This is a genomic window from Roseibium alexandrii DFL-11, from assembly GCF_000158095.2.
GTDB lineage: Bacteria > Pseudomonadota > Alphaproteobacteria > Rhizobiales > Stappiaceae > Roseibium > Roseibium alexandrii.
Genome location: NZ_CM011002.1, coordinates 1,840,529 through 1,864,850 on the forward strand (window position 1 = coordinate 1,840,529; position 24,322 = coordinate 1,864,850).

Here is a 24,322-nt window from a genome sequence, read left to right on the forward strand (position 1 = left end):
TGTTCGGGCAGTAGCGCAGCCTGGTAGCGCACTTCACTGGGGGTGAAGGGGTCGTCGGTTCAAATCCGGCCTGCCCGACCAACAATTTCAAAAGTATTTCCTTTATGCACTGTCTGGATTCCGTCTGATGGACTGATCAAGACTGCAGACCTTTCCTGTCACGACTTAAGTCAGATTTGGAAGCGTTCCAGCAACGAGCCGATTTAGCAGCTTGGATAGGCTTTCCAGTTCAGCCATGGCCCACCGGTCCCCGAACGCGTCACGCGCGTGCTTTGCAAAAGTCACTTTCGCCTCTCCCAATCTGGTCGCTCCCGCCTTGGCAAGAACAACATAGGCCAATCGCGCATCCCGGTTGTCGGCCTCACGCGTCACTAGTCCAAGTTTTTCCATCGGGGCGACCATCCGCGTAACCGTGGAGGCACTGACATACATGCGCTTGGCAAGCTCAACACGGGACAGCCGATTGAGGGGTGCTCTTTGCAGATGCATGAGCAAAAAATACTCATTCACGGAAAGACCGTGAACAGCGGAAAACTCACCTGAGAGCTTCGCCCGAAACTCATCTGCCGATTGCATAAGTCTCAGTGCGTTGATTGTGCAAATATCTTCCATTGGGCTTTTCTATTGCAAGATGCTTGCAAATGCAAGCATCTTGCAATAATCACTACCTTCTCAGTCGAAGCCTAGGGAGTTTTCTAATGGACTATGAAACCGTGTTCTCCACTGTGAGCGTACTGGCGATGCTCGGCTGGGTGTTGTTGTTGATTTCGCCGCTCATCCCCAAATGGTCAGACCGTATTTCTGGGTACGCAATCCCGTCACTTCTTGCCATTAACTACGTCGCAATCGTTAGTTTTTTCCCTGTTTCTGAAGGTGGCTATGGGAGTTTTTCCGCTGTTGCTCAACTGTTTTCAAATCCAAACGCGGTCATGGCGGGGTGGGTCCACTTCTTGGCATTTGACCTTTTTGTTGGTGCTTGGATATGTCGGAGTGCCCGAGCCAAAAACATGAGCTTTTTGTTGGTTCTTCCCTGCTTGCCCGTAACCTTTTTGTTCGGACCTGCCGGGTTTTTGATGTTCGTCGCTCTGGGAACTTTGCGATCTGTAGTCGGTGCTGATGCCAGGGCAAATGACGCTGCTGTATAAAAGCATCTGTTCGCCGATCAAACAGCCCCATTGCCCCTGCGAATTCTTCATCCTGAAGTTGCCGAAAGGCTCTTTGCAGTTCGTTAATTTCCGGAATTGCCGTGCCTGTCCAAGCATGCTTTCATGCATCTTACCTAAAGGCAGCTACGACGCTTCAAAAAAATAATTATCCGGTCTGAAGTGTAATACTCAAACCGCAGTCCTGAATATGGATGGAAAACATTACAATAAGTGTCCCACCCAGATTTACAGGACCCTTAGTCTGAAGAAATTGCGAGGGGAGATACCATGTGCATTATCTGCGGCAGCCCGGTGGCTGACTTCTCACTAAGCTACGGATCTGACGAGCAGAAAACCGGCAGCTTGAGTTGGACAGCCGAACGCCTAGAAGGCGATTACAACATTGTCAGCGATTTTGTGCTGTATAACCCGCTCCCAAAATGGGGAACGAGCGGAACACCTGGTACTGCCGGCGGTGAAGTCACCTGGAGCTTCGCAACCACGACACTGATTGGAACAACAGGTGGTACCGCCTACGCATCCGATGCGGCGATTACAGATCCGAATTTTCAACAAGCCGTCCGCCAGGCATTCGATGTCTGGGCGCAGGTCGCAAATATCAGTTTCCGGGAAGTCACTGACTCGAGTTCCACGCAAATTAGATTTGCTATGGACGCGATCGACGGCGTGAGTAATACGCTGGGGTTCGCTGACTCCCGCTTTTCAAGCCTGGACGGCGGAAATACGTTCACCACCGATTCCGTCCAAGTGATTTTTGATACGGCAGAAAGCTGGACCACTACGGCTTTCCTGAGTACTGCAATTCATGAGATCGGGCACGCCTTGGGCATTGGGCACAGCGAGGATCCGAACGCGATCATGACTGCAGTGGTCGTGAACGAGAATTACGGCACATCGCTGACGCAGGATGACATCAATGCCGTCCAGGCGATCTACGGCGCTGCGACGACGACCCCAACAACTCCCACGGTTACGATCCCGGAAGTTGACTTGGGGGTCTACCGCTTCTTCAACAGCTCCACCGGCACACATTTTTATTCAGCAAATCACACCGAAGCCGTTTCGATCAGCACAAACCTGGCGCAATACAGCTACGAAAGCGTTGCCTACAAAAGCGTGAACAGCACCGATGCGAATGCGGTCGAATTCTATCGTTTTTACAATACGGACACCGGAACCCATTTCTTCACGGCAAGCGCTGCGGAACGGGACTCGGTGATTTCCACACTCTCACAGTTCAATTATGAAGGTGTTGCCTATCACCTCCACAGCACGGCTGATACGGATGACATTGCACTTTATCGTTTCTTCAATACTGAAACCGGCACTCATTTCTATACGGCGAGCGAGTCCGAAAAAGACAATGTGATCGCCACGCTCTCGCAGTACAGTTATGAGGGGATTGTTGGCTATGTCGATGTCGCATAGGTGACATACCGACTTCTTGAAGATCTGAACAAGGAACTGATTTCATGGCTGAATCCAAGACGCGGCTGCTTGGCATTCAGGCAGTGATTACACGCGAGGTGTGGCCCTCATTCGGTATTGCCCCATATTCGGTCCATGATGCATACACCTCAATCGTTTCTCCGCAGGAAACCAGGATGGCTGGGGGTCACAGGCCCGGCAGTTGTCGCGCTTTTGGCCATTTTGTCTTCTGCCGCCGCCGCACTCGAACAGCCGAGTTATAAAGTCCTGTCGTCCGATGGCCCAATCGAGATCCGGCAGTATAAGGATATGGCTGCAGCAGAGGTTACCGTTGCGGGCGATCGAAGCGCCGCGACCCGCAAGGCTTTCCGGATTTTATTCCGATATATTTCAGGCGATAATCAGGGCAGCAATAAAATCGAAATGACAGCCCCGGTCAGCCAGCAAGCGGCACCGGCTGAAATTGCAATGACCGCCCCGGTCACGCAGCAGCCTGTTGGGAATGGAGAGTGGCGGGTCGCCTTTTACCTGCCATCAGAATACACGGTACGCACTGCGCCGCGGCCGGATGATAACCGGATCAGGATTGTAAATGTGAAAGGAAAGAAGGTCGCCGCCATCCGGTTTTCCGGAATGTGGACTGATCGAAACTTCAATCGACATTTGCAGACGCTGGAGCAACATCTCTCAAAGAACGGTTTGAAGGTGGCCGGCGCGCCCATTTTCGCCTATTTCAATGCGCCCTTTACACTGCCGCCCTTCCGGCGGAACGAAGTCCAAATTCCATTGTCCAGATAACACGTACCAGTGTTGTGGCAGTTTCTAAAGTGGCACCGCTAATAGCCCATCACTCTCAAGCCACTTCGCGGCCTTTTTCCAGGCGTCCGAGAAAATCTGACAGCCACGCTATTTCCTTCAGATAAACTTCCATGCTGAGCGATGCGAGCTCCATCAAAAGGCTTTGCGGATCCGGATCATCGAAGCCGGTTTCCAGCAAAAAGCCCTGATATTCTTTATGAAATAGTTCCGGCAATTGCATCTGAGCCCCCTGAACTTCCGTCGTCGTTTTTGAGACAGCGCCCTTAGCAGGTGTGAGCCGATCTTAGGAGGGGCCCGCGCCTCTCCTCATTGTCAAAACTGTCCTTTCCTCACTATCCCCAGCCGATGTCCTCACACACAACCTCGACCTGCGGAAAACCCGTTCTGCGGGTGGCCTGAAACCCTTTTCACTTGTATTTCTCAAAAAATGCCATGCGGCCCTTGCGAATCGAAAAAAGCGCCGTCCCCGCCCGCCAAGTACCCAGAGCCCAGAATGAGCCACACATCCGATCTTGAGTTTAATCCCCTTTCTGACGCCTTCGCGCAGGATCCTCATCCGTTTTACGCGGCGCTGCGTGCCAAGGAGGGTTTGACCTATTATGAGGACTTTGACGTCTGGTTGGCCGCGCGTTTTGACGATGTTTCGGAAATCGTGATGAGTGAACACATGGTCCGGTCCATGGAGCACATCGCGAGCGCCGAAGAGATTGAAAAACAAAAGCGCGACGGCAACTGGCACGACATGCCGCACCATTCGCGCTTCGTGCAGTTCTCCCTGCTCGACAGCGACGGCGACGTCCATGACCGGCTGCGCAAGCAGGTGTTCAAACTGTTCACCCCAGTGATGGTCAACAAGCTGCGCGACGAGATCCAGGCCTATGTTGACAGCCTCGTTGATGGTCTGGCCGACCACGCGGAGATCGACTTCATCGAGGATCTCGCCGCCAATGTTCCAGGGCACATCATCGGGCGCATTCTTGGCGTTCCGGACGCGGACTGCCCTCAGCTACGGATCTGGTCGGAAAACATCGTTCAGTATTTCGACATCGACCGGTCTGATAAGCGCAAGGAACTCGCCGAGCGCAACACCACCGAATTCTATCATTACCTGTCGGATCTGAAGCGCCAACGCGAAACTGCTCCGAAAGACGATCTGATTTCGATGATGATCGAGGCGCAAAAGGCGGGTCAAATGAACGAGGACGAGTTCATTTCAACGGCCATGCTCATCCTGATGGCCGGGCACGGATCGACCATCGACGTTCTGGGCAGCGGCATGCATGCGCTTTTGAAGTTCCCGGACCAGATGCAGCGGCTGCGGGACGATCAAAGCCTGATGAAGACGGCGGTCCAGGAAATGTTCCGCTATGAGTCGCCCCTCCCCTTTTTCCATCGCTATGTGACACAGGAGATGGAAGTTTGCGGCCAGAGGTTTGAACGCGGCACGAAGTTTGGCGTTCTTTATGGCTCCGCCAACCGCGACCCGAAGCAGTTTCCAAACGCAGATACCTTTGATGTGGGCCGGTCCCCCAATTGGCATATTGCTTTTGGCCGCGGCGCCCACTTTTGCCTCGGCAATCACCTCGCCCGGCTCGACATGGATATTATCTTCTCAACTCTGCTGCGCCGGTTTTCCAGGATCGAACTGGCAGCAGAAGATGTCCGCTACAAACGCGGTTTGTCGGTCCGGGGACCGGACGCGCTGAAAATTCGCTGGTCGCCTTCCTGACAAAAGCTGTAATCTGATTGCCATTCTACCGGGTTACCCAGGCCGCCTATTGCAACGGAGACTTTCATCCTCATGCGCTTTACCAAAGCAGCTTCGATTGCCGCACTTGCTATGTTGTCTACTCCCGCCATTGCCGACACGATCGAGCTTGGCCCCCGTCCCTATTATCTGATCGACCAGATGGCCGAAGGTCCGCTGAAGGAAAAACTTGAGGCCTGCATCGGCCTGCCGCTGAAAAAGACCGACTTCTCGATTGGTCACCGGGGCGCGCCGCTGCAATTTCCAGAACACACAGTAGAGAGCTACAAAGCTGCCGCCTTGATGGGCGCCGGGATCATGGAGTGCGATGTCACCTTCACCAAGGACAAGGAACTTGTCTGCCGGCACGCACAGAACGATCTGCACACAACCACCGACATCTTGGCGACAGATCTGGCTAGTAAATGCACCAAGGGGTTCAGCCCTGCAGATGGCAGCACAAAAGCCTCTGCGGAATGCCGGGCGTCAGACCTGACGCTTGCCGAATTCAAGACGCTAAATGGCAAAATGGACGCAGCCGACAGAAGCGCCAAGACCGTCGAAGCCTACATGGATGGAACGGCGGGATGGCGCACTGACCTTTATGCCACAACTGGCACTTTGATGACCCACGCGAAATCGATCGCCTTGTTCAAGGATCTGGGCGTCAAATTCACGCCCGAACTCAAGTCGCCGTCGGTGGATATGCCCTTTGACGGGTTTAGCCAGGAAGACTACGCGCAAAAACTGATCGACGAATACAAGGCAGCCGGTATTCCGGCTTCAGATGTCTTCCCGCAGTCCTTCAATCTCGACGATGTTCTGTACTGGATCGAGAACGAGCCGGAATTCGGCAAGCAGGCTGTTTATCTGGATGGCCGCCGGGACCTGAACCCGTCCGACCCGAGCACCTTTTCGCCGTCCATGGCCGAACTGAAGGCAATGGGTGTCAACTACATCGCTCCCCCGCTTTGGGTGCTTGTGACGCTGGACGAAGGGGAAATTACAGCCTCCGCCTATGCTCGTGCCGCCAACGAAGCAGGGCTTAACCTAATCACCTGGACACTGGAGCGCTCTGGTCCGCTCACTACGGGCGGCGGCTGGTACTTTCAGACGGTCAAGGATGCGATTGACGGTGATGGCAAGGTTTATGAAGTGGTCGATGTCCTTGCTCAGGACGCCGGTGTTGTCGGTCTTTTCTCCGACTGGCCCGCTACAACCACATTTTATGCCTCCTGCATGGGGTTGAAATAGACCTCGCAAAAATAGTGAGCTTCTAGCCACCAAGATGCGATGCGCGCGTAGATTGATAAGTCCTTCTTTACGTGTGCATCGCTAAAGTCCTTTGGCGATTTCAGTCCAAAGGTGTTTTCAGATGAAGATCTTTCCAACCCCGAGCATTGACGCTCAGGTGCTGATGGAGCGTTACGAACCGCTTTCCGGTAACGCAGTCTTGGAAATGATCGTGCGCGCTGCGGTCGCCGCCGGGCTGCCTGCCGAAGAGTGTAAACTTCTAAAAACATCAACAGAGAAGGATATCCGGGTTCTCTGCGGCAACTACCACATTTTGGTGACGCAAACAGTGCCGTTTGAAGCGAGCGCTCAGCTTGAAAAAGCGCTCAACAGCTTCTCCGTAAAGTCAAGTTTTCCGGAAGCTGCTGACGTTATTGAGGCGACGACAGCCTATACACAAATCTCCGTCTACAAGGGGCTTATCCCAGTCGATGCTTTTCCTGATGGAGCTTTGCAAGAGATCGGTGAAAACGTTGCAACCTTCACTGACAGCAGCGAGAGCCATATGGCGATGGCGATTGTGAAGTCTGTCACGGCCAGCATCGCAAATGCGTCTCCTCCAACTGCCATTTTCTGGATGCCCAGTTTGTTCCTGATGACACCAGACACTTTCAAACTGGTGGCGGATGAAGACACACCACTTCTTCTTTATGTTCACCCCCACCTTTACGGCGAAAAGTCTCCGCTCACCGGTGAACAGCTCATTGGTGTGATTGGCTCGGGAGCCCCGTCTATCATCGGTTATTCGGTGGAATTCACGCCTTCCAAACTGCCAACCGGTTACCTCATTGAACGGCTTTATTCGTTCATTGGCTTCACACTCAAACGCGGGAAGGTGTTTCCAAGTGGAGATGTTTTCGGTTCAGACGAAAACGAAAAAATTCAGGTGTTTCACCACCCTCCGCAAGACGGCGGCGCACCGCGCATTGAACTGAAAGTGGTCCATAATCCGGCCCTTGGTGTCGAGCGAGACCCTGTTCCCACGATCTTCAAGGAATACGATACCGAAGGTGCCCTGAAAGGCGAACGCATTGACGGGGCAGAAGAGGTTGTTCTTGATCCCGACGATCCGATCGACGCGGCCATTCTACAGCAACTTAACCGCCAGAAAACGGGGGAGACTCCACCTGCCACGTTGGCAAATCGCGTAAAGCCAATTCGCCGGCCGCCAGCCGCATCTTCGCCGGAAGCTTCCCAGCCAGGTACACAGCCTCGACGTCCACGTGTAGTCAGCGATGAGACGGCTGGTGGGGCATCAGAAGCTGGGCCGAGAAAACGCTCGTCCATGGATGAGCTCCGTCAGATCGCGATTGCGGCACAACAGGCAAACGCCAGCGATAAACCCTCAAAGGGCGGCGGATTTCTTGGGCGGTTTTTAAAGCGGAAATAGTGGAGCTATTAGCGCGCCCGGTCCAAGGTGCGTTTGCACTCCAGCAACTCGAACAAGGTGGACTGCAGGCGGCGGATATCTTCTTTCGAAATCGCTTTCGCAGGACCAGCTGCCGCGCTCTCCGGCTTTTCACCCCGCAGGCGGCTCAAAATACCAAACCCGCTGCCACCCTGCCCGTCAGCAGGTTTGTCGGCTTCATCGTCGATGACATCGTGCGGCACCGAACCTGAGGGCATTGCCCCAGTGGCCGTTTCGCCGGGTGTTGTTTCTTCTGTCAAAGGAGCTGGTGCTGAAGACGTGCTCTGTTGGTTGCCGATGAGCGGATCGGCATCCTCGCGCCAGATTTGCATAACGAGCTTCGGACCCTGCTCTTTCAGAATCCGCTGTACACCCTTGATGGTGTAACCCTCACCGTACAGAAGATGGCGGATTCCCTTGAGGAGCTCAACGTCATCCGGCCGGTAATAGCGTCGGCCGCCGCCCCGTTTCAGTGGTTTGATTTGCGAAAAGCGGGTTTCCCAGAAACGCAGCACATGTTGCGGCAAATCCAGATCCTCAGCGACTTCGCTGATGGTGCGAAAAGCGTCTGGGCTTTTGTCCTGTGAGCTCATGCAACCCGTTAGCTGCCGGTCAGGGCGTCGTTAATTCGTTGTTTCAAGACATTCGATGGCTTGAAGACCATCACACGGCGCGGGGAAATCGGAACTTCCTCACCGGTCTTCGGGTTGCGGCCGATGCGCTCCCCTTTGGAACGGACGACGAACGACCCGAAGCTAGACAATTTTACCGATTCTCCTGTCACGAGACAGTCAGAAATTTCGGAAAGAACTCGCTCCACCAATTCCGAAGACTCGGTCCGCGAAAGACCCACCTTCTGATAAACGGCTTCACACAGATCCGCTCGGGTAATAGTCCGGTTGCCCATAACCCCTCCTCAGGACGCCATTGATCTGGCTGATTTTACACAGAAACTCTGCTGCAGGCTCTCACGGTATTGCCTGAAGGGGACTCGGTCAACAGGAACTCTCTATCGGAATACGATTTGTTTCTTGCACTGTCAGATATAACTACCAGCGTAAAAGCACGGAGCCCCATGTAAATCCGCCACCCATGGCCTCAAGCATGATGAGGTCGTCTTTTTTGACACGGCCGTCCCGAACAGCCAGGTCGAGCGCAAGCGGAATGGAGGCTGCGGACGTATTTCCGTGCATCTGAACTGTGGTCACGACCTTCTCCGGCGCGATCTTCAGCTTCTTCGCACTGGCGTCGATGATGCGCTTGTTGGCCTGGTGTGGAATAAACCAGGTCAGATCCTCGGACGTCAGGCCAGTGGCGGAGTATGCATCTTCAATCACATCGGTGATCATGCCGACGGCATGTTTGAAGACTTCCTTGCCTTCCATCCGCAGATAGCCAACGGTCTGCGTGGAAGACGGCCCCCCATCGACAAAGAGCTTGTCCTTATGGCGGCCATCAGAGCGCAAATGCGACGTGAGAACACCTTTGTCTGCCGTGTTGCCTTCGCCTTCTGACGCTTCGACAACCACAGCGCCTGCACCGTCACCGAACAAGACACACGTGGTCCGGTCGTTCCAATCCAGAATCCGAGAGAAGGTTTCTGCACCAATGACAAGGCACCGCTTGGACATGCCCGAGCGAATATAAGCATCGGCTGTCGTCAGAGCATAAACGAAGCCGGAGCATACCGCGTGGACGTCGAACGCAAAGCCGTGATTGATGCCGAGACGGGCCTGTACGGAAACGGAGGTCGCCGGAAACGTGTTGTCCGGCGTAGCAGTCGCCAGGATGATCGTGTCAATGTCGTCGGCTTTCCGCCCAGCGCTTTCCAGCGCGCGCAGAGCGGCTTCGACTGCGAGATCCGAAGTCACCTGCCCTTCAGCAGCAACATGGCGCTGCTGAATTCCGGTGCGCTGAACGATCCAATCGTCCGAAGTGTCGACCATCTTAGCCAGATCGCTGTTGGTCAGGATTTTTTCCGGCAAATAACTTCCGGTACCAGTAACGATTGAACGGATAACGCTCACAAATCACCTTCCGATGTCGGCGCCGCTTCTGCGAAGCGCCCGCGATGGTAATGCACAAGATCTTGCGCGATCTTGTGCGTCAGTTCGTTTTTCACCATGTCGTAAGCCAGATCGATGGCCGATGCGAAGCCTTCCGCATCCGTTCCGCCGTGGCTCTTGATGACAATGCCGTTAAGGCCGAGGAACACGCCGCCATTGACCTTGCGCGGGTCCATTTTCTCGCGCAGCAGGTCAAAAGCGCCCTTGGCAAATAGGTAGCCGAGTTTCGACATGAAAGTGCGGTTCATGGAAGAACGCAGGTAACTGCCGATCTGTTTGGCCGTTCCTTCTGCCGTTTTCAGCGCGATGTTGCCGGCAAAACCTTCGGTGACTACGACGTCCACCGTGCCGGCGCCAAGGTCATTGCCCTCGACGAAACCGGAATACTGCAAGGAGCGTAGCGGCGTTTCGCGCAGAAGCCTGCCCGCAGTACGCACCTCTTCAAGACCCTTGACCTCTTCGACACCGATGTTCAGGAGACCAACAGTGGGTTTTTGAATGCCGAACAGCGCGCGCGCCATGGCACCGCCCAAAATGGCAAAATCGATCAACTGCTGGGCGTCAGCCCCGATGGTCGCCCCAACGTCGAGAACAACAGACTCACCACGCAATGTGGGCCAGATGGCGGCAATTGCCGGACGTTCGATATTAGCCATCGTCCGCAAGCAGAACTTGGACATCGCCATCAACGCCCCGGTGTTGCCAGCAGACACAGATACCGCCGCATCGCCGGTCTTTACCGCTTCGATCGACTTCCACATGCTGGACTTCCAGCGGCCCTGGCGCAACGCCTGGCTCGGCTTGCTGTCCATCGCTATAGCGACTTCGCAGTGATGGAAAACGGAGGCATCGCGAACGCGCGGGTATTTGTCCAGTAGCGGACGCACGACATTTTCATTGCCATACAGCAGGAAACGAATGTCGGGATGCCGGACAAGCGCAATTTCAGCGCCTGGAATCACGACCTCGGCACCGTGGTCGCCTCCCATGACATCAAGTGAAATCGGAATCGTTTTCGCCATTCAGAAAGTCTTTAAACGTTTACCGGCAAGACGCGGAAAGTCTCGCTGTCACAGATGTTAAACCGGTCCCAAGGGGTCTCGAGCCGGGCGCGAACATAAAGGTTTTGGCTGACGTGACAACCGTTTTCCTGCCAATGCATGGTTGCTTGCACGAAAAAGCGCCCGTTTACACACCGGGGGTCCCGAGGACCTTTGATCCAGCGTTATTGCTTCGGTGGTTCTTTGAGGGCGCTGAGTGCGGCAAATGGCGAAGGTTTATCACTTTCCTCAAGACGATCTTGCGGGTCGGCTGCACCGTCGTTTCCGCTTTCAAACTCAACACCAAGTTTACGCGGAAACGGGTCAAGCGCGAGCGCTAGTTCTTCGCAAATGACGTTTCCAAGGTCAAGCACGCCGTCGGTTATGACATCGGGCGGATCCAGAGATTCAAGATCGATCTCGATTTCACCGTCCTCATTGAGATCACGGACTTTCCGAGGCCGGCTGGAATGCGGTTCAAACGTCCGGTCAATGTCGAGTTTCAGTTCCTGGACGAACGGCTCCAGAGACACACGCAGGTCTGCTCCAGCTCGGCCGTGATACGTCCCGCAACCCGCAGCCCGGCTTTCCGGTAGGGCTTTAGAACAAGATCTGCGACAAGGCTCTTCCCGCCATCGAGGTCATAGGGCCTCGCAATCGCAGCCCCGTTCCCCCTGGTTCGGCGTCACGGTTATTTTCTCATCCATGTCCCCAACCCGGCGCCCCGTTCACTTTATGGGCTGTAAGGAAATGTTTCATTGGCCATGTCTTTTGAGGCTCGTCTTTTTCTTCATTACCAGTCAGGAACCGCGCAGGATCCGGCCAGTTGATGTTACCGTTCAAAAGGTCCTGTGTGTCCTGCCCTGTCAGCTCCGCAGACGCAGCGATGACATAGCTGGCAAGACGCTCCTGGGCAATCGGCTCGTCTTTTTCCGTATAGATGTTGCGGCCAAGTGCCTGCGCAAGATCCTCAGCGTTTCCGGCTTCAACGGCTGCCATGTAAGCGTCCGCGCGGCCAAAAAACGCTTCGCCCATCTTCCGGACTTTCTTGGGAACGCGTGTATCGCTTACGCCCAGTTCGCGCAAGGACGCATCCATGTCCTGAAAAAAGAGATCAAAGACATCCTGTGTGAACTCGGCGACCTTCTTGCCTTCACCCTGCATGCGCTTAAAATAAAGAACAGCATGCAACACGATGAGGTCAAAACGCCCATCTATTGTATCTGGGACTAGAAAATCCGTGTAAAAAACGGGCTGCCGTGCTTGAGCCACGATTTCACAGTAGGTTTTGTGCTCGGCGTCACGAGATCTGCGGCGGAACAAGCCGAGGATCATGGCGGTCTCCTTAGAATTCAGGTGTTGCCTTGTGCCCTATCCCACGATAGTGACTTTGCCAAGCAACGAAATTGACATACAGCCGGACTGATCTGGCATTACGGGACTTCATAGATGAACTTCAAGGCTTGCGCCCTGTTACTTCCCTTGATGGCAACTCTGCCCCTTGGTGGCTGTTTCACATCTACCTACACGCACGGCCATGTCATCACGTCCAACATGATGAGCCAGGTTCAAGTCGGCTCGAGCCGCGAACAGGTAGAACTTGTTTTGGGTTCGCCGTCGACCAGGTCAAGTCTTGACGGCGATGCGTACTACTACATCTCGCAAAAAACTGCCACGACTGCCTTTTTGGCACCCGACATTGTCGAGCAAAGGGTTGTTGCCGTTTACTTCGATGAGGACGGCTTCGTGAAAGATATGGGCAACTACACCCTTGAAGACGGCAAGATCGTCGACATCGTGACCCGGACCACCCGGACTGGCGGCGCCGATTATGGCTTCCTGAGCCAGATCCTGAAGGGCGCAGCAAACCCGGGCTTGGGGCTCTAACAAGTCCACTGCAAGGTACAAAGAAAAAGCCCCGATCCACTGGACCGGGGCTTTTCGTTTTTGTTGGCTTATTGACCTATCAGTGCGCCAGCACCGCCAAGAGCAGGAGCGCCACGATGTTGGTGATCTTGATCATCGGGTTCACGGCCGGACCGGCTGTGTCCTTGTAGGGATCACCAACTGTATCACCGGTGACAGACGCCTTGTGCGCTTCGCTGCCCTTTTGGTGGGTTACGCCGTCTTTATCGGTGAACCCGTCCTCAAAGGACTTCTTGGCATTGTCCCATGCTCCGCCGCCGGCGGTCATGGAAATTGCCACGAAGAGACCGGTGACGATTACGCCGAGCAGCATCGCTCCGAGCGCTGCAAAGGCGTCCGCCGGTGTTGCGACGGCACGAACGACGAAGAACACGACAAGCGGTGACAGAACCGGCAGCAGCGACGGAATGATCATTTCCTTGATCGCGGCTTTAGTCAGCATGTCGACCGCCCGGCCATAGTCCGGTCGCTCGGTGCCCTCCATGATGCCCGGCTTTTCCTTGAACTGACGGCGGACTTCCTCAACCACCGCGCCTGCAGCCCGGCCCACAGCGGTCATTGAAATTCCACCAAACAAATACGGCAGCAGACCGCCGAACAGGAGACCAGCGACAACATACGGGTTGGACAGCGAGAACAAGGTGTCCACCGAGATGCCATAGAAGATTGACCCCTCCTCGGCATTGGCGCTGAAGAACTTCAGGTCCTCCGTATAGGCTGCAAACAGGACCAAGGCTCCAAGACCGGCGGAACCAATCGCGTAGCCCTTGGTCACGGCCTTCGTTGTGTTGCCAACCGCATCAAGCGCGTCCGTAGTGGTCCGGACTTCCGCCGGCAGATCTGCCATTTCGGCAATACCACCAGCATTGTCGGTCACCGGGCCGAAGGCGTCGAGCGCAACGACCATACCCGCCAGCGCAAGCATCGTCGTCACCGCAATCGCAATCCCGAACAGACCGGCAAAGGCGTGCGTCGACAAGATACCAACGATGATAATGATCGCAGGCAAAGCGGTTGCCTCCAAAGAGACCGCAAGACCTTGGATCACGTTTGTTCCGTGACCGGTTACAGACGCCTGGGCAATAGACCTTACCGGGCGATACTCGGTGCCGGTATAGTACTCCGTCACCCAGATGATGAGGCCGGTCACAATCAGGCCGATAACACCGCAAACAAAAAGATCAAATCCGGTGAACGTTGTGCCGCCTGATGTGATGTATTCTGTGCCTGCACCCAACCAGCCAAAGACAATGATGGCCAAGGCAACCGCAGACAGCACCGAAGTTGCGATAAAACCTTTGTAGAGCGCGCCCATGATCGAATTGTTTTCGCCAAGTTTGACGAAGAACGTTCCGATGATGGAGGTGACCACACAGCTTGCACCAATAAGGAGCGGCAGCAGCATCAGTTCGGTTGCCTCAGCGCCCGTGAAGAAGATGGATGCCAGAACCATTGTTGCGACCACGGTCACAGCATAGGTTTCGAAAAGGTCAGCCGCCATGCCTGCACAATCGCCGACGTTGTCGCCAACGTTGTCGGCGATGGTTGCCGGATTGCGCGGATCATCTTCCGGAATACCGGCCTCAACCTTACCGACGAGATCGCCGCCAACATCTGCGCCCTTGGTGAAGATGCCACCGCCTAGACGGGCGAAAATCGAGATCAGCGAGGCGCCGAAGCCAAGCGCGACCAAGGCGTCGATAACAACGCGGTCACCTGACCCATAGCCCATCGGACCAGTAAGGATCATGTAGTAGACAGCAACGCCCAAAAGCGCGAGCCCGGCAACCAAAAGGCCGGTGACAGCACCGGCCTTGAACGCAATTTCCAGTCCCGCACCCAGGCTTTGGCTTGCGGCCTGGGCGGTGCGGACATTGGCCCGGACAGACACCATCATACCGATGTATCCGGCAGCCCCGGATAACACGGCTCCGATAAGGAAACCGATTGCCGCAGGTCCGGAAAGCAGGATCCATGCAATAACAAAAACAACAGCACCGACAATGGCAATCGTTGTGTATTGACGGTTGAGATATGCGCTGGCCCCTTCCTGGATCGCTCCGGCTATCTCCTGCATGCGGGCATTCCCCGCGTCCGCTGCCATAACGGACTGAATTGCCCATGCGCCGTACGCAATGGACAAGAGGCCACAAAAAATGATGACGACAAGCTCGATCATGCTTCCTCCCAAGGCTGTGGCGGGCGGTGTTGTTGTAGTTTTACCCGCCAGATCGCCTCACACCCGAATTCCCCAGCGTGAAGCAACTGCACGATAGCAGCAAAGCAGCGCGGGGCGTCAAGCACTTCGATTGTATTATTTTTTCATGCCGCTACGTCATTAACTTGCGCACTGCAGCAATTATGTTGCAGTGGCGAAGTGGATTTCTGCAATTTCTTTAAGCAGTTGTAACGGCTTTTCTTTCAGCCATTGCGAGCCAAACCAGCAGACCGATGCAAAGAACGACGAACGGGAACACAAGGATGTTGACCGTCGCCCAACCGAACGAATTGAGAAGCGCCCCGGATGAGAAGGACGCTGCCGCAACGAATCCAAAGACCAGAAAATCATTGACCGCCTGAACAAGATTGCGCTCTTCCGGGCGGTAGGTGTCAGTTAGCATTGCAGTCGCGCCGATGAAACCGAAGTTCCAGCCAAGGCCGAGGAGGACTAAAGCTGTCCAGAAATGGGCAAGCTCCAGCCCCATAAGGGCAACGACGGCACATCCGGCTAGTAGCGCCAAACCGATCGAGACGATGCGCTCCTTGCCAAACCGGGCAATGAGACTTCCGGTGAAGAAGCTTGGACCGAACATGGCCAGGACATGCCACTGGATTCCAAGCGCAGCGTCCGTTTCGCTCAGTCCGCAGCCGATCATGGCAAGCGGTGTTGCGGTCATCACAAGGCTCATCAAAGCATAGGAGCAAATGCCACATGCAGCCGCCACGATGAAGCGCGGCTGTTTCATGATTTGTCCAAGCGGCCGTCCTCCTGCCTGCTTGTGGCTTTGGCGTGGTGGCTTGGGGATCTTGATAAAAGCCAGAAGAAACATGGCGATCAAGGCGAGACCGGCCTGTGCCACGTAGGTTCCCGCGAACAGGATTGGCGCAAACATGTCCTTGGTGGCGATGACGGTTTGGGGTCCGACAACACCGGCAAGCACCCCGCCGGCAAGGACCCATGAAATCGCGTTCGGCTTAAACGCGTCACTTGCCGTATCGGCCGCAGCGAACCGGTACTGCTGGACGAAGGCGCCAGCGAACCCGCCCAGCCCGCAGGCAAAGGAAAACAGCAGAAAGTGGTTCAGCAGCACCGCGTAGGCGGCAAGCAGACCGGAGGCAACACCCACCAATGCGGAGCCCATAAACCCGGCCCGGCGACCGAAACGCCGCATGATGATCCCGGCGGGAATCGTGCCGAATGCGGTTCCCAAAACCATGGCGGATACAGGTACGGTCGCCAGCGCCTTGTCTTCGTCGAGCATCATGTACCCGACCAACGAACCCGTCGTGATTACGATGGAGGCGGATGCCCCTCCAAGCGCTTGGGCCAGAGCAAGGAGAACGGCATTTCTTTTGGCCAACCGGTCGTCGACAAACGTGTCTTGCGCAACAGCAGTCATCAATCAGGATCTCAAACGGGACAAAGCCTCAGGCCGTGATCGCCTTTGGCGTGGGAAAGAAACCTTGCCTATCACGCTTGCTGGAGTTCGCAAAGCACCGCGACTCCTGTTTCGAACCAGTTGAAGCAGGCCCTCTTAGAAGTGCCTGAAACCGTTCTGAAGATCAGCAGATACGGGAACACCGTTGTCGAGCAGCTTAACCGCCCCCTCGCCATCCACGACCCTGCCAACGGCGGTCACTGGGCACCCGAGTCCGGAAGCTGCCGCCGAAAAGGCCTGCGAGACGGCTTCAGGAACCGAAACCAGAATTTCGTAGTCGTCGCCGCCATTTAGACACGCGAAAAAGACGTCCGGCGCCGCGCTCTTCAGATAGGTAAGCGCAGGTGACAACGGCACTGATTCCAGATTTATCTGGATGGTCGAAGAGCTTGCCGAGGCCATATGGCCCGCGTCCGACAAAAGACCGTCCGAGATGTCCATGGACGCGTTGGCGTATTTGACAATCAACGGCGCCAAACGGGTGCGCGGCCGCGGCAGCAGATAGCGATCGAGGATGTGCGCCTCGCCACTAGCGGCAAGACCGGCTGTGGATGCAAAACCCCTGTCGAGCCGTGCCTTCAATCCCGCGGCTGCATCTCCGATCGTGCCTGTTGCAAATAAGATGTCACCAGCTTTGGCACCGCAACGGCGAACGGCATGCCCGCTTGGGACTTCACCTATTGCGGTAATAGATATCTGTAAGCCATTGGAAGATCGTATGGTATCGCCGCCAAGAAGCTGAATGTCGTAAGCGGCCTGATCGGCAGCCAGTCCCTTGCAGAAGCGCTCGAGCCAATCCGCTGTCCAGCCTTTGGGAAGCGCGATGCCGAGTAGATAGCCGCGCGGTGTGGCTCCCTTTGCGGCCAGATCGGAAAGATTGACCCGCAGAGACTTCGCCGCGATGGCCTCCGGGGCATCTTCGGCAAAGAAATGAACATTGGCGGCCAAAACGTCTTTGGTCAGAACGAGATCGAAATCCGGCCGGGGCTTGAGAACCGCAGCATCGTCCGTCAATCCAAGACTGCCAGGGTCTTTTGCCAAGGGCGCAAAAAACCGTTTGATCAGCTCAAACTCTCCGGGCCGGTCGGCGGCCATGTTCAGGCCTGTCCGTCCGCGTCCTTGACGTCGAATTCCGGGCTGCGCAGCTCGTGGGCCAACCGATCAAGCACCCCGTTGACCAGTCCCGGTTCATCATCCTCGAAGAATGCTTTCGCAACATCGATGTATTCGGAGATGATCACCTTGGCCGGCACATCCCGGCGCCGTAGAAGCTCATAGCCACCGGCGCGCAAGATGGCCCGAAGCAGGCTGTCGATCCGCTTGAGCGGCCAGTCTTCCTTCAAGGCGGTGTGGATGTAGGGATCGAGGAACTTCTGGTCCGCAACAACGCCCGCCAAAATGTGCTTGAACCATTGCTCGTCGGCATCGCGATACTGTTCGCCGTCGATTTCCTTGCCCAAACGAAATGCTGTGTATTCGCTCACAACATTGGTCAGCGGTGCGCCGCCGATATCCATTTGATACAGAGCCTGAACGGCAGCCAGCCGGGCAACGCCACGCTTGTTCGCGGGACGGCTTGAGTTGTCGCTTTTTTGTCGTGCCGGTTTGTCCGGGTCGGCCTTTCCGGTCATTTTTCTTATACTCCGAAGCGCTCGCGCAAGGCGATCATGTCAAGAGCCGCTTGAGCCGCTGCTCCGCCCTTGTTCTTGTCACCAACTTTTGCGCGGGCCCACGCTTGTTCGTTGTTTTCGACTGTCAGAATACCATTTCCGACAGCAAGATCCGCATCGACGATCAAATCCATGATCACGCGGTTGGATTCATTTGCCACGATGTCGTAATGCGTGGTCTCTCCCCGGATCACGGCACCAAGCAGGACAAAACCATCGTAGAGTGCACCCTCGTTCTCCATGGCCGTCATGGCCATCGACAACGCTGCCGGGATCTCCAAAACACCGGGGACTGCCACACGCTCATAAGTCGCACCCGCCGCGTCAAGCGTTGCGATTGCGCCTTCGGCGAGGGAATCGGCGAGGTCGTCATAGAAGCGGGCTTCAATGATCAAGAGTTTCGGTGCAGCGCTCATAGGTTGATCCTTTGTAAGGCCGCGACAGGAACCACGTCTGCCCCGGTTTGTCCAGTGTCATTCCTGCAAGACCGTTAAGACCGGACGGCATAGCTGCCGTCTGGTTCCGCCGATCCGACGTGCTCGGATCCATGCATCAGTTCTGCGTGAAAGTGTTGGGATCGTCCCCTACCCGGTCTTGGTGAATTCCGCAAGACGTGCCGCGTAGCGCGCCATCATATCCACTTCCAGATTGACGCGGTCTCCGGCCTTGCTGTTTGACCAGTTGGTCACTTCCAGCGTGTGCGGGATCAGGAAGACGGAAAACAAAAGACCGTCGACCTCATTCACGGTCAGCGATGTACCGTTGAGTGCCACGGATCCTTTTTTGGCGATGAACTTGGCGACACCCTCCGGTGCACGGAACTGGAAATAGACGCTATCGGGATGATCTTCGCGCTTGGTGATCTCGGCAACGCCGTCGACATGTCCCAGAACGAGGTGACCGCCGAGCTCCGCCCCCATGGTCAAAGAGCGCTCAAGGTTGAGCGTCTGCCCCTCCTTCCAATTGGAGACATTCGTCAACGCCAGAGTCTCGGCGGCAGACTCAACTTCGAACCAGTTGCCGCCTGAACTGTTCTCCTTGGCGGTCACCGTGTGGCAAACGCCGTCGCAGGAGATGGACGCACCAATATCGAAGCTGTCCGTGTCGTAAAGGGTCTTGATCCGGGTCCGCTTGCCAGCCGGAATATCCAACGCGGACTGAATCTCGCCGAGGTCGGTCACAATGCCGGTGAACATGTCAGGCTCCACTCTTTCTGAGGTAAGTGTATCGGTCGGCTCCAAGATACCCGGCACCAATGCGGGCAAATTGGGGGTCGGTCAGGACATTTGCAAGATCAAGGTCATGCAGGGCAGGTATGCCGCCCTCCCCGATTTCCATATCGCCTGTGACAACACAAAGATCGTCAATCAGTCCAGCATTCAAGAAGGACGAGGCAAGACGCGCCCCACCTTCAACCATCAGGCGGGTGATCCCGCGCGTTGCCAGAGCGCTCAAGATCACGTCCGGATCGATCCCGGTTTGGGTGGCAGGCACCCGGATAATGTTGACACCGGCTGCGGCCAAGGCATTGACCTTGTCGGCATCCGCTGCATTGCCGCAAACCAGCCAGACCGGCACATCGACGCAGGTGCGAACAAGCTTGGACATCAGCGGCAGGCGCGCTTGGCGGTCAACCACCACACGCACAGGCGAGCGGGCATGAAGACCGGGCAATCGGCAAGTCAGTTGCGGGTCGTCGGCCAGCGCTGTGCCAATTCCAACGAGGATCGCATCCGATGCTGCCCGAAACCCATGGACCATGCGCATGGAGATCGGCCCGGATATCTTGATCTGGCCTTCTCCTTCCCTGCCAATGAAGCCGTCTTTTGACACCGCGAGCTTTAAAAACACGGATGGCCGGTGCCGGCGTTGCCGGTAGGTGAACCCTCGGTACAAATCTTTGAGGGCCCGCTCCCGAACGCCCGTAACCAACTCAATGCCGGCGTCCTGAAGCATGCCGACGCCCCGTCCGGAGACACGCGGGTTCGGGTCCATCATCCCGACAACAACACGCGACACACCGGCTTCGATTAGCGCCAGCGAACACGGGGGCGTGCGTCCATAATGTGAACAGGGCTCCAGGGTGACGTAACACGTCGCGCCTTTGGCCAATTCACCAGCCTGAGTGAGGGCGTTGACTTCCGCATGCGCCATTCCGGGCCGGGAGGTGACACCACGGCCCACGAGCACAGGAACACCTTCTGAGTTTTCCTGGACAATCAGGGCGGCGACAGCCGGGTTTGGCCAAACCCGGCCAAGACCCCGCCGGGCCAGCCGTTCGGCGGCTGCCATGAACCGGTTGTCGGTTTCTGTAATTGAAGACATAAGCGCGCCGGAAATCAGTCTTTGTTGGAGACCGGTGTCACAGGATCGCTCAGCTCATCGAGGAGAGCTTCGAAATCCTTGGCCTCACGGAAATTCTTATAAACGGATGCGAATCGGACATAGGCCACGTCATCGACCCCTTTGAGGCCTTCCATGACGTGGTTGCCGATGGTCTCGGCAGTAATCTCGCTTTCGCCGGAGCTTTCCAGCTGGCGTACGATGCCGCTCACCATGCGCTCGATCCGCTCTGGATCGACCGGACGCTTGCGCACTGCGATCTGAACGGACCGCACCAGTTTTTCGCGATCGAACGGCACCCGGCGGCCAGACCGCTTCAGCACCATCAACTCACGCAGCTGCACACGCTCGAAAGTCGTGTAGCGGCCACCGCAAGTGTTGCAGATCCTGCGGCGGCGAATGGCTGTGTTGTCCTCGGTGGGACGGGAGTCCTTTACCTGGGTCTCCTCGCCGCCGCAAAACGGACATTTCATATGTCAAAGCTCCTGAACGAGCCGGTCATTACCCGTAAATCGGGAACCGTGCTGTCAGTGCTTCTACCTTGGCTTTGACTGCTGCTTCAACTGCCGCGTTGCCATCTTCACTGTTTGCAGACTTCAAACCGTCCAACACTTCCGTGATTAACAGGCCAACTTCGCGGAATTCTGCAACACCGAAGCCGCGCGTGGTCGCCGCAGGCGTGCCGAGGCGGACACCCGAGGTGATCATCGGCTTTTGCGGGTCGTTCGGAACACCGTTCTTGTTACAGGTGATGTTCGCCAGACCGAGAGACTTCTCTGCGTCGCGGCCCGTCAGCATTTTCGGACGCAGATCCACAAGCATCAGGTGCGTGTCGGTGCCGTCGGAGACAATGTCCATGCCACCTTCGCGCAGGGTTTCAGACAGCACCTGCGCGTTTTCGCGAACGGCACGGATGTAGCTTTTGAAATCGTCGGTCAGGGCTTCGCCAAACGCAACAGCCTTGGCAGCAATCACGTGCATCAGAGGACCGCCCTGAAGACCCGGGAAAACCGCGGAGTTGATCTTCTTGGAAATCTCTTCCTTGTCGGTCAGTACCATGCCGCCGCGCGGACCGCGCAAGGTCTTGTGGGTCGTGGTTGTGGCAACGTCGGCATATGGGAACGGGCTAGGATGCTCGCCAGCGGCAACCAGACCGGAGAAATGTGCCATATCCACCATCAGATATGCGCCGACCTCATCCGCCACTTCGCGGAACTTGGCAAAGTCGATCTGACGCGAGTACGCAGAGCCGCCGGCAATGATCAGGGCCGGCTTGGTTTCGCTAGCCAAGGCTGCCATCGCGTCATAGTCGATCAGACCGGTTTCAACGTTCAGGCCGTACTGAACGGCATTGAACCACTTACCGGAGAGGTTTGGCTTGGCCCCGTGGGTCAGGTGACCACCTGCATCCAGGCTCATGCCGAGGATGGTGTCGCCCGGCTTGATCAGCGCAAGAAAGACCGCCTGGTTGGCCTGGCTGCCGGAGTTCGGCTGAACGTTCGCAAAGCCGCAGCCAAAAAGCTTCTTCGCCCGATCAATGGCCAGATTTTCCGCCATGTCGACGTATTCACAGCCGCCATAATAGCGACGGCCCGGATAACCTTCAGCGTATTTGTTGGTGAGCACAGAGCCCTGCGCTTCAAGAACGGCCCGTGACACGATGTTCTCGGATGCGATCAGCTCGATCTCATGCTGCTGGCGGCCGAGTTCCTTTTCGATGGTGCCGAAGAGTTCCGGATCTGCCTCAGCAAGACCGCGGGTGAAGAAATCCGACTGAACGGACTGATCGGAGGATTCCATCAAAGACATAGCACCATCCTTATTGTGTTGTGTCTGTGTCATAGCGCAGTTTCAGAGGCCGGTTTCTTTGCAGGTCCCAGGTCCTCTCACCGCTGTGTGGCGTGGAATTAACACAGCCTTGTGGTGGAACCAAGAGCAACAGCGACGCAGGGCTTCTTGAAACCGGCATGCTTCGAAATCCGGCACATGACCACATGCCCTAAAGGAAAATGTAACTGCCATACGCTCATTGATGTAATTAACTAGCAGTACAGATATTCTATGACTTTAAACGGAACCGGTGCACCGCCTTTAATTGTTTTCAAACGAATATGAAAACTAATACGAGATTGGGGACTATTTTTTGTAACTTGTATTGGGCCCGGGGAAATGAAGATACTTGGCTGGCTGAAAGACAAGCAGAACCTACCCACCATGGCTTACAGTCTTGGCTTGGGTCTTATTGCTTTTGCCGTGACTGCTATCTGGGTTGCAGATACAAGATTTCTTGCTGACCAGCATCGCATCGGTGCCGAAGTGAACTTGGCAGGCCGGCAGCGCATGCTCAGCCAGCGCATCGCGATGGTCGCTCAGGACATGAGCCGGTTCGAGCGTGTCAACGGAGCCAGCCCAAGCTTCATGTTGATCGGTTGCGCGGACCAGATGATGCGCGCGCATACGGCACTTCTTTCAACGGACATTGACCGGATCAACAAGGCACTCGGTGAAGGCATCAGCTGCCATGTTGGCGCTGCCGAAGCTGTTCCGACAGGCGATCTCTCGCCGGCTCTCCAGGGCGCGTTTTTTGGCGGAAATCATCCGCTTGATCCCTTGCTTCGGGAGTTCCTAGAAAGGGCGGTCGCTGTTGCACAATCAGAACCGCCCCGACAAGAAGACATCGATTCGATCGTACGCATGGCGAACCTTGAACTGCCGGTGAAACTGAACACACTTGTGCGCGTGTTTCAGGATGAAGGCGAAGTGTCCCTTCATGCACTGGACCGGTTCATCACGGCGATGTGGGCCCTGACACTGCTTCTGATCCTTTTGGAAATTGTCTTCATCTTCCAACCGATGGCACGGAAGATCCGCGAAACGATGGCCCAACTTCAAAAGACGCTGGGCATCTCGGAAAAACGCGGGATCGAGCTGAAAGAGGCCAATGAACAGCTCTTGGAAAGCATCCACTACGCCCGCAAGATCCAACAAGGTGTGCTCGCCAATGTCACGGACATGCGCACATCGGTCAAGGATGCGGCGATGCTGTGGGAGCCTCTGCAGGTGGTCAGCGGCGACTTCGTCTGGTCCTCAGAAGTCGATGGCAAAACAGTGTTTTTCGTTGCCGACTGTACCGGGCACGGGGTTCCCGGTGCGCTTTTGACAATGGTTGTCTCATCGGAGCTGAAAAAACTCCTGGACCTTGGAGAACTCGCGGACCCGGAGCGGTTGATGCTGGATCTCGATCGGGGTGTCCGTCAACGCCTTGGTCAAGACCGGCCTTCCGATGCGGGGAACGATAACCAAACGTCCGATGATGGCTTTGAAGCCGCCTTGGCAATCTATGACCCCGCCGAAAACACACTCACCTTTGTCGGGGCTGGCATTCCGCTCTACGTCCAATCATCGGACGGCATCAAGCGGATCGCGGCCGACCGGCACCGTCTCGGTTATCGCAGCCTCCGCCGCCCGGAAAGCTTCAAGGTGCATCATCTGGCCGTTGAAGAAGACGAAACCTTCTATCTGGCGACGGACGGAGCAACCGATCACATTGGCGGCGAACGCAAACGCGCCTTTGGCCGGAAACGGCTATTTGAGGTTTTGGAGGCCAATGCCTACGCAGACCTCGAAACCCAACTTTCAAAGCTAAAATCAGTCCTGGAAAATTATCGTGGCTCTGAACCCGCGCGGGACGACTACACGGTTCTGGCGGTGACGCCACGTTCAAACAATCCAGCGCACAAGCAGGCAGCTGAGTAGG

General features: G+C 55.9%; 26 protein-coding genes and 1 tRNA gene. 9 read left to right on the forward strand and 18 right to left on the reverse strand.

Annotation, left to right across the window (positions count from 1 at the left end):
* Nucleotides 1-4 precede the first annotated feature (4 nt).
* Nucleotides 5-81 (forward strand) — tRNA-Pro (locus SADFL11_RS08465).
* An 84-nt stretch (nucleotides 82-165) separates the two neighbouring features.
* On the opposite strand, the gene SADFL11_RS08470 is transcribed toward SADFL11_RS08465, so the two are convergent.
* A complete protein-coding gene (locus SADFL11_RS08470; protein WP_040451809.1) occupies nucleotides 166-612 on the reverse strand; it encodes a MarR family winged helix-turn-helix transcriptional regulator in 447 nt (148 codons plus the stop codon).
* A gap of 86 nt (nucleotides 613-698) precedes the next feature.
* On the opposite strand from SADFL11_RS08470, the gene SADFL11_RS08475 reads away from it, so the two are divergent.
* From SADFL11_RS08475 to SADFL11_RS08485, 3 genes are all read left to right on the forward strand, one after another.
* The gene (locus SADFL11_RS08475; protein WP_008188783.1) at nucleotides 699-1,145 is read left to right on the forward strand and encodes an ABA4-like family protein; all 447 of its coding nucleotides are present in this window, start codon (nucleotides 699-701) and stop codon (nucleotides 1,143-1,145) included.
* Nucleotides 1,146-1,433: 288 nt separating this feature from the next.
* Nucleotides 1,434-2,594 carry a matrixin family metalloprotease gene (locus tag SADFL11_RS08480; protein WP_040451808.1) on the forward strand — a complete coding sequence of 387 codons (1,161 nt, stop codon included), beginning with the start codon at nucleotides 1,434-1,436 and terminating at the stop codon, nucleotides 2,592-2,594.
* A gap of 213 nt (nucleotides 2,595-2,807) precedes the next feature.
* On the forward strand, nucleotides 2,808-3,392 hold the full coding sequence (locus tag SADFL11_RS08485) for an SOUL family heme-binding protein (protein WP_167578967.1): 585 nt from the start codon (nucleotides 2,808-2,810) through the stop codon (nucleotides 3,390-3,392).
* Nucleotides 3,393-3,447: 55 nt separating this feature from the next.
* Here the strand turns inward: SADFL11_RS08485 and SADFL11_RS08490 are convergent, their stop codons facing one another.
* Nucleotides 3,448-3,633 carry a hypothetical protein gene (locus tag SADFL11_RS08490; RefSeq protein WP_008190198.1) on the reverse strand — a complete coding sequence of 62 codons (186 nt, stop codon included), beginning with the start codon at nucleotides 3,631-3,633 and terminating at the stop codon, nucleotides 3,448-3,450.
* Nucleotides 3,634-3,906: 273 nt separating this feature from the next.
* Between SADFL11_RS08490 and SADFL11_RS08495 the strand changes: the two genes are divergently transcribed.
* From SADFL11_RS08495 to SADFL11_RS08505, 3 genes are all read left to right on the forward strand, one after another.
* Nucleotides 3,907-5,142: a cytochrome P450 gene (locus tag SADFL11_RS08495; RefSeq protein ID WP_008192204.1), complete on the forward strand. Its 1,236-nt coding sequence runs from the start codon at nucleotides 3,907-3,909 to the stop codon at nucleotides 5,140-5,142.
* Nucleotides 5,143-5,214: 72 nt separating this feature from the next.
* A complete protein-coding gene (locus SADFL11_RS08500; RefSeq protein WP_008192519.1) occupies nucleotides 5,215-6,414 on the forward strand; it encodes a glycerophosphodiester phosphodiesterase family protein in 1,200 nt (399 codons plus the stop codon).
* A 121-nt stretch (nucleotides 6,415-6,535) separates the two neighbouring features.
* Complete coding sequence (locus SADFL11_RS08505) at nucleotides 6,536-7,843, forward strand: hypothetical protein (RefSeq protein WP_008193765.1); 1,308 nt, start codon at nucleotides 6,536-6,538, stop codon at nucleotides 7,841-7,843.
* An 8-nt stretch (nucleotides 7,844-7,851) separates the two neighbouring features.
* Here the strand turns inward: SADFL11_RS08505 and SADFL11_RS08510 are convergent, their stop codons facing one another.
* From SADFL11_RS08510 to SADFL11_RS08535, 6 genes are all read right to left on the reverse strand, one after another.
* Nucleotides 7,852-8,454, reverse strand: a complete 603-nt coding sequence (locus tag SADFL11_RS08510; RefSeq protein WP_008192472.1) for a MerR family transcriptional regulator — start codon at nucleotides 8,452-8,454, stop codon at nucleotides 7,852-7,854.
* 8 nt (nucleotides 8,455-8,462) lie between these two features.
* Complete coding sequence (locus SADFL11_RS08515) at nucleotides 8,463-8,768, reverse strand: integration host factor subunit alpha (protein WP_040451807.1); 306 nt, start codon at nucleotides 8,766-8,768, stop codon at nucleotides 8,463-8,465.
* Between the two features lie 142 nt (nucleotides 8,769-8,910).
* Nucleotides 8,911-9,888, reverse strand: a complete 978-nt coding sequence (locus SADFL11_RS08520; protein WP_040451806.1) for a beta-ketoacyl-ACP synthase III — start codon at nucleotides 9,886-9,888, stop codon at nucleotides 8,911-8,913.
* A complete protein-coding gene (plsX, locus tag SADFL11_RS08525) occupies nucleotides 9,885-10,949 on the reverse strand; it encodes a phosphate acyltransferase PlsX (RefSeq protein WP_008195827.1) in 1,065 nt (354 codons plus the stop codon). Before plsX ends, SADFL11_RS08520 begins: the two co-directional genes overlap by 4 nt.
* Nucleotides 10,950-11,152: 203 nt before the next feature.
* Nucleotides 11,153-11,500, reverse strand: a complete 348-nt coding sequence (locus tag SADFL11_RS08530; protein ID WP_167578968.1) for a YceD family protein — start codon at nucleotides 11,498-11,500, stop codon at nucleotides 11,153-11,155.
* A 166-nt stretch (nucleotides 11,501-11,666) separates the two neighbouring features.
* Entirely contained in the window at nucleotides 11,667-12,302 is a 636-nt protein-coding gene (locus SADFL11_RS08535; protein WP_134852958.1) for a ubiquinol-cytochrome C chaperone family protein, read from the reverse strand.
* Between the two features lie 114 nt (nucleotides 12,303-12,416).
* Between SADFL11_RS08535 and SADFL11_RS08540 the strand changes: the two genes are divergently transcribed.
* On the forward strand, nucleotides 12,417-12,854 hold the full coding sequence (locus SADFL11_RS08540) for an outer membrane protein assembly factor BamE (protein WP_008197254.1): 438 nt from the start codon (nucleotides 12,417-12,419) through the stop codon (nucleotides 12,852-12,854).
* Nucleotides 12,855-12,933: 79 nt separating this feature from the next.
* On the opposite strand, the gene SADFL11_RS08545 is transcribed toward SADFL11_RS08540, so the two are convergent.
* The 10 genes from SADFL11_RS08545 to glyA all read right to left on the reverse strand — a co-directional run bounded on the left by SADFL11_RS08545 (nucleotide 12,934) and on the right by glyA (nucleotide 22,374).
* Nucleotides 12,934-15,072, reverse strand: coding sequence for a sodium-translocating pyrophosphatase (locus SADFL11_RS08545; RefSeq protein ID WP_040451805.1), 2,139 nt, complete (start codon nucleotides 15,070-15,072; stop codon nucleotides 12,934-12,936).
* A 217-nt stretch (nucleotides 15,073-15,289) separates the two neighbouring features.
* Nucleotides 15,290-16,513, reverse strand: a complete 1,224-nt coding sequence (locus tag SADFL11_RS08550; RefSeq protein WP_008197143.1) for an MFS transporter — start codon at nucleotides 16,511-16,513, stop codon at nucleotides 15,290-15,292.
* A gap of 135 nt (nucleotides 16,514-16,648) precedes the next feature.
* A complete protein-coding gene (gene thiL, locus SADFL11_RS08555; RefSeq protein ID WP_008191723.1) occupies nucleotides 16,649-17,647 on the reverse strand; it encodes a thiamine-phosphate kinase in 999 nt (332 codons plus the stop codon).
* 2 nt (nucleotides 17,648-17,649) lie between these two features.
* Nucleotides 17,650-18,183, reverse strand: coding sequence for a transcription antitermination factor NusB (gene nusB / locus SADFL11_RS08560; protein WP_008193251.1), 534 nt, complete (start codon nucleotides 18,181-18,183; stop codon nucleotides 17,650-17,652).
* A gap of 5 nt (nucleotides 18,184-18,188) precedes the next feature.
* The gene (gene ribH / locus SADFL11_RS08565; RefSeq protein ID WP_008197303.1) at nucleotides 18,189-18,638 is read right to left on the reverse strand and encodes a 6,7-dimethyl-8-ribityllumazine synthase; all 450 of its coding nucleotides are present in this window, start codon (nucleotides 18,636-18,638) and stop codon (nucleotides 18,189-18,191) included.
* Nucleotides 18,607-18,771, reverse strand: a complete 165-nt coding sequence (locus tag SADFL11_RS25240) for a hypothetical protein (RefSeq protein ID WP_008195503.1) — start codon at nucleotides 18,769-18,771, stop codon at nucleotides 18,607-18,609. The genes ribH and SADFL11_RS25240 overlap by 32 nt, the downstream gene beginning before the upstream one ends.
* A gap of 35 nt (nucleotides 18,772-18,806) precedes the next feature.
* The gene (locus SADFL11_RS08570) at nucleotides 18,807-19,418 is read right to left on the reverse strand and encodes a riboflavin synthase (RefSeq protein ID WP_008197360.1); all 612 of its coding nucleotides are present in this window, start codon (nucleotides 19,416-19,418) and stop codon (nucleotides 18,807-18,809) included.
* A gap of 1 nt (nucleotide 19,419) precedes the next feature.
* Nucleotides 19,420-20,547 (reverse strand): bifunctional diaminohydroxyphosphoribosylaminopyrimidine deaminase/5-amino-6-(5-phosphoribosylamino)uracil reductase RibD, encoded by a 1,128-nt coding sequence (gene ribD, locus SADFL11_RS08575; protein WP_008189440.1) that lies wholly within the window; start codon nucleotides 20,545-20,547, stop codon nucleotides 19,420-19,422.
* A gap of 14 nt (nucleotides 20,548-20,561) precedes the next feature.
* Nucleotides 20,562-21,038 (reverse strand): transcriptional regulator NrdR, encoded by a 477-nt coding sequence (nrdR, locus tag SADFL11_RS08580; RefSeq protein ID WP_040451804.1) that lies wholly within the window; start codon nucleotides 21,036-21,038, stop codon nucleotides 20,562-20,564.
* A 28-nt stretch (nucleotides 21,039-21,066) separates the two neighbouring features.
* Nucleotides 21,067-22,374 (reverse strand): serine hydroxymethyltransferase, encoded by a 1,308-nt coding sequence (gene glyA / locus SADFL11_RS08585; protein ID WP_134852959.1) that lies wholly within the window; start codon nucleotides 22,372-22,374, stop codon nucleotides 21,067-21,069.
* Between the two features lie 360 nt (nucleotides 22,375-22,734).
* Between glyA and SADFL11_RS08590 the strand changes: the two genes are divergently transcribed.
* Nucleotides 22,735-24,321, forward strand: a complete 1,587-nt coding sequence (locus SADFL11_RS08590; protein ID WP_134852960.1) for a SpoIIE family protein phosphatase — start codon at nucleotides 22,735-22,737, stop codon at nucleotides 24,319-24,321.
* Nucleotide 24,322 lies beyond the last annotated feature (1 nt).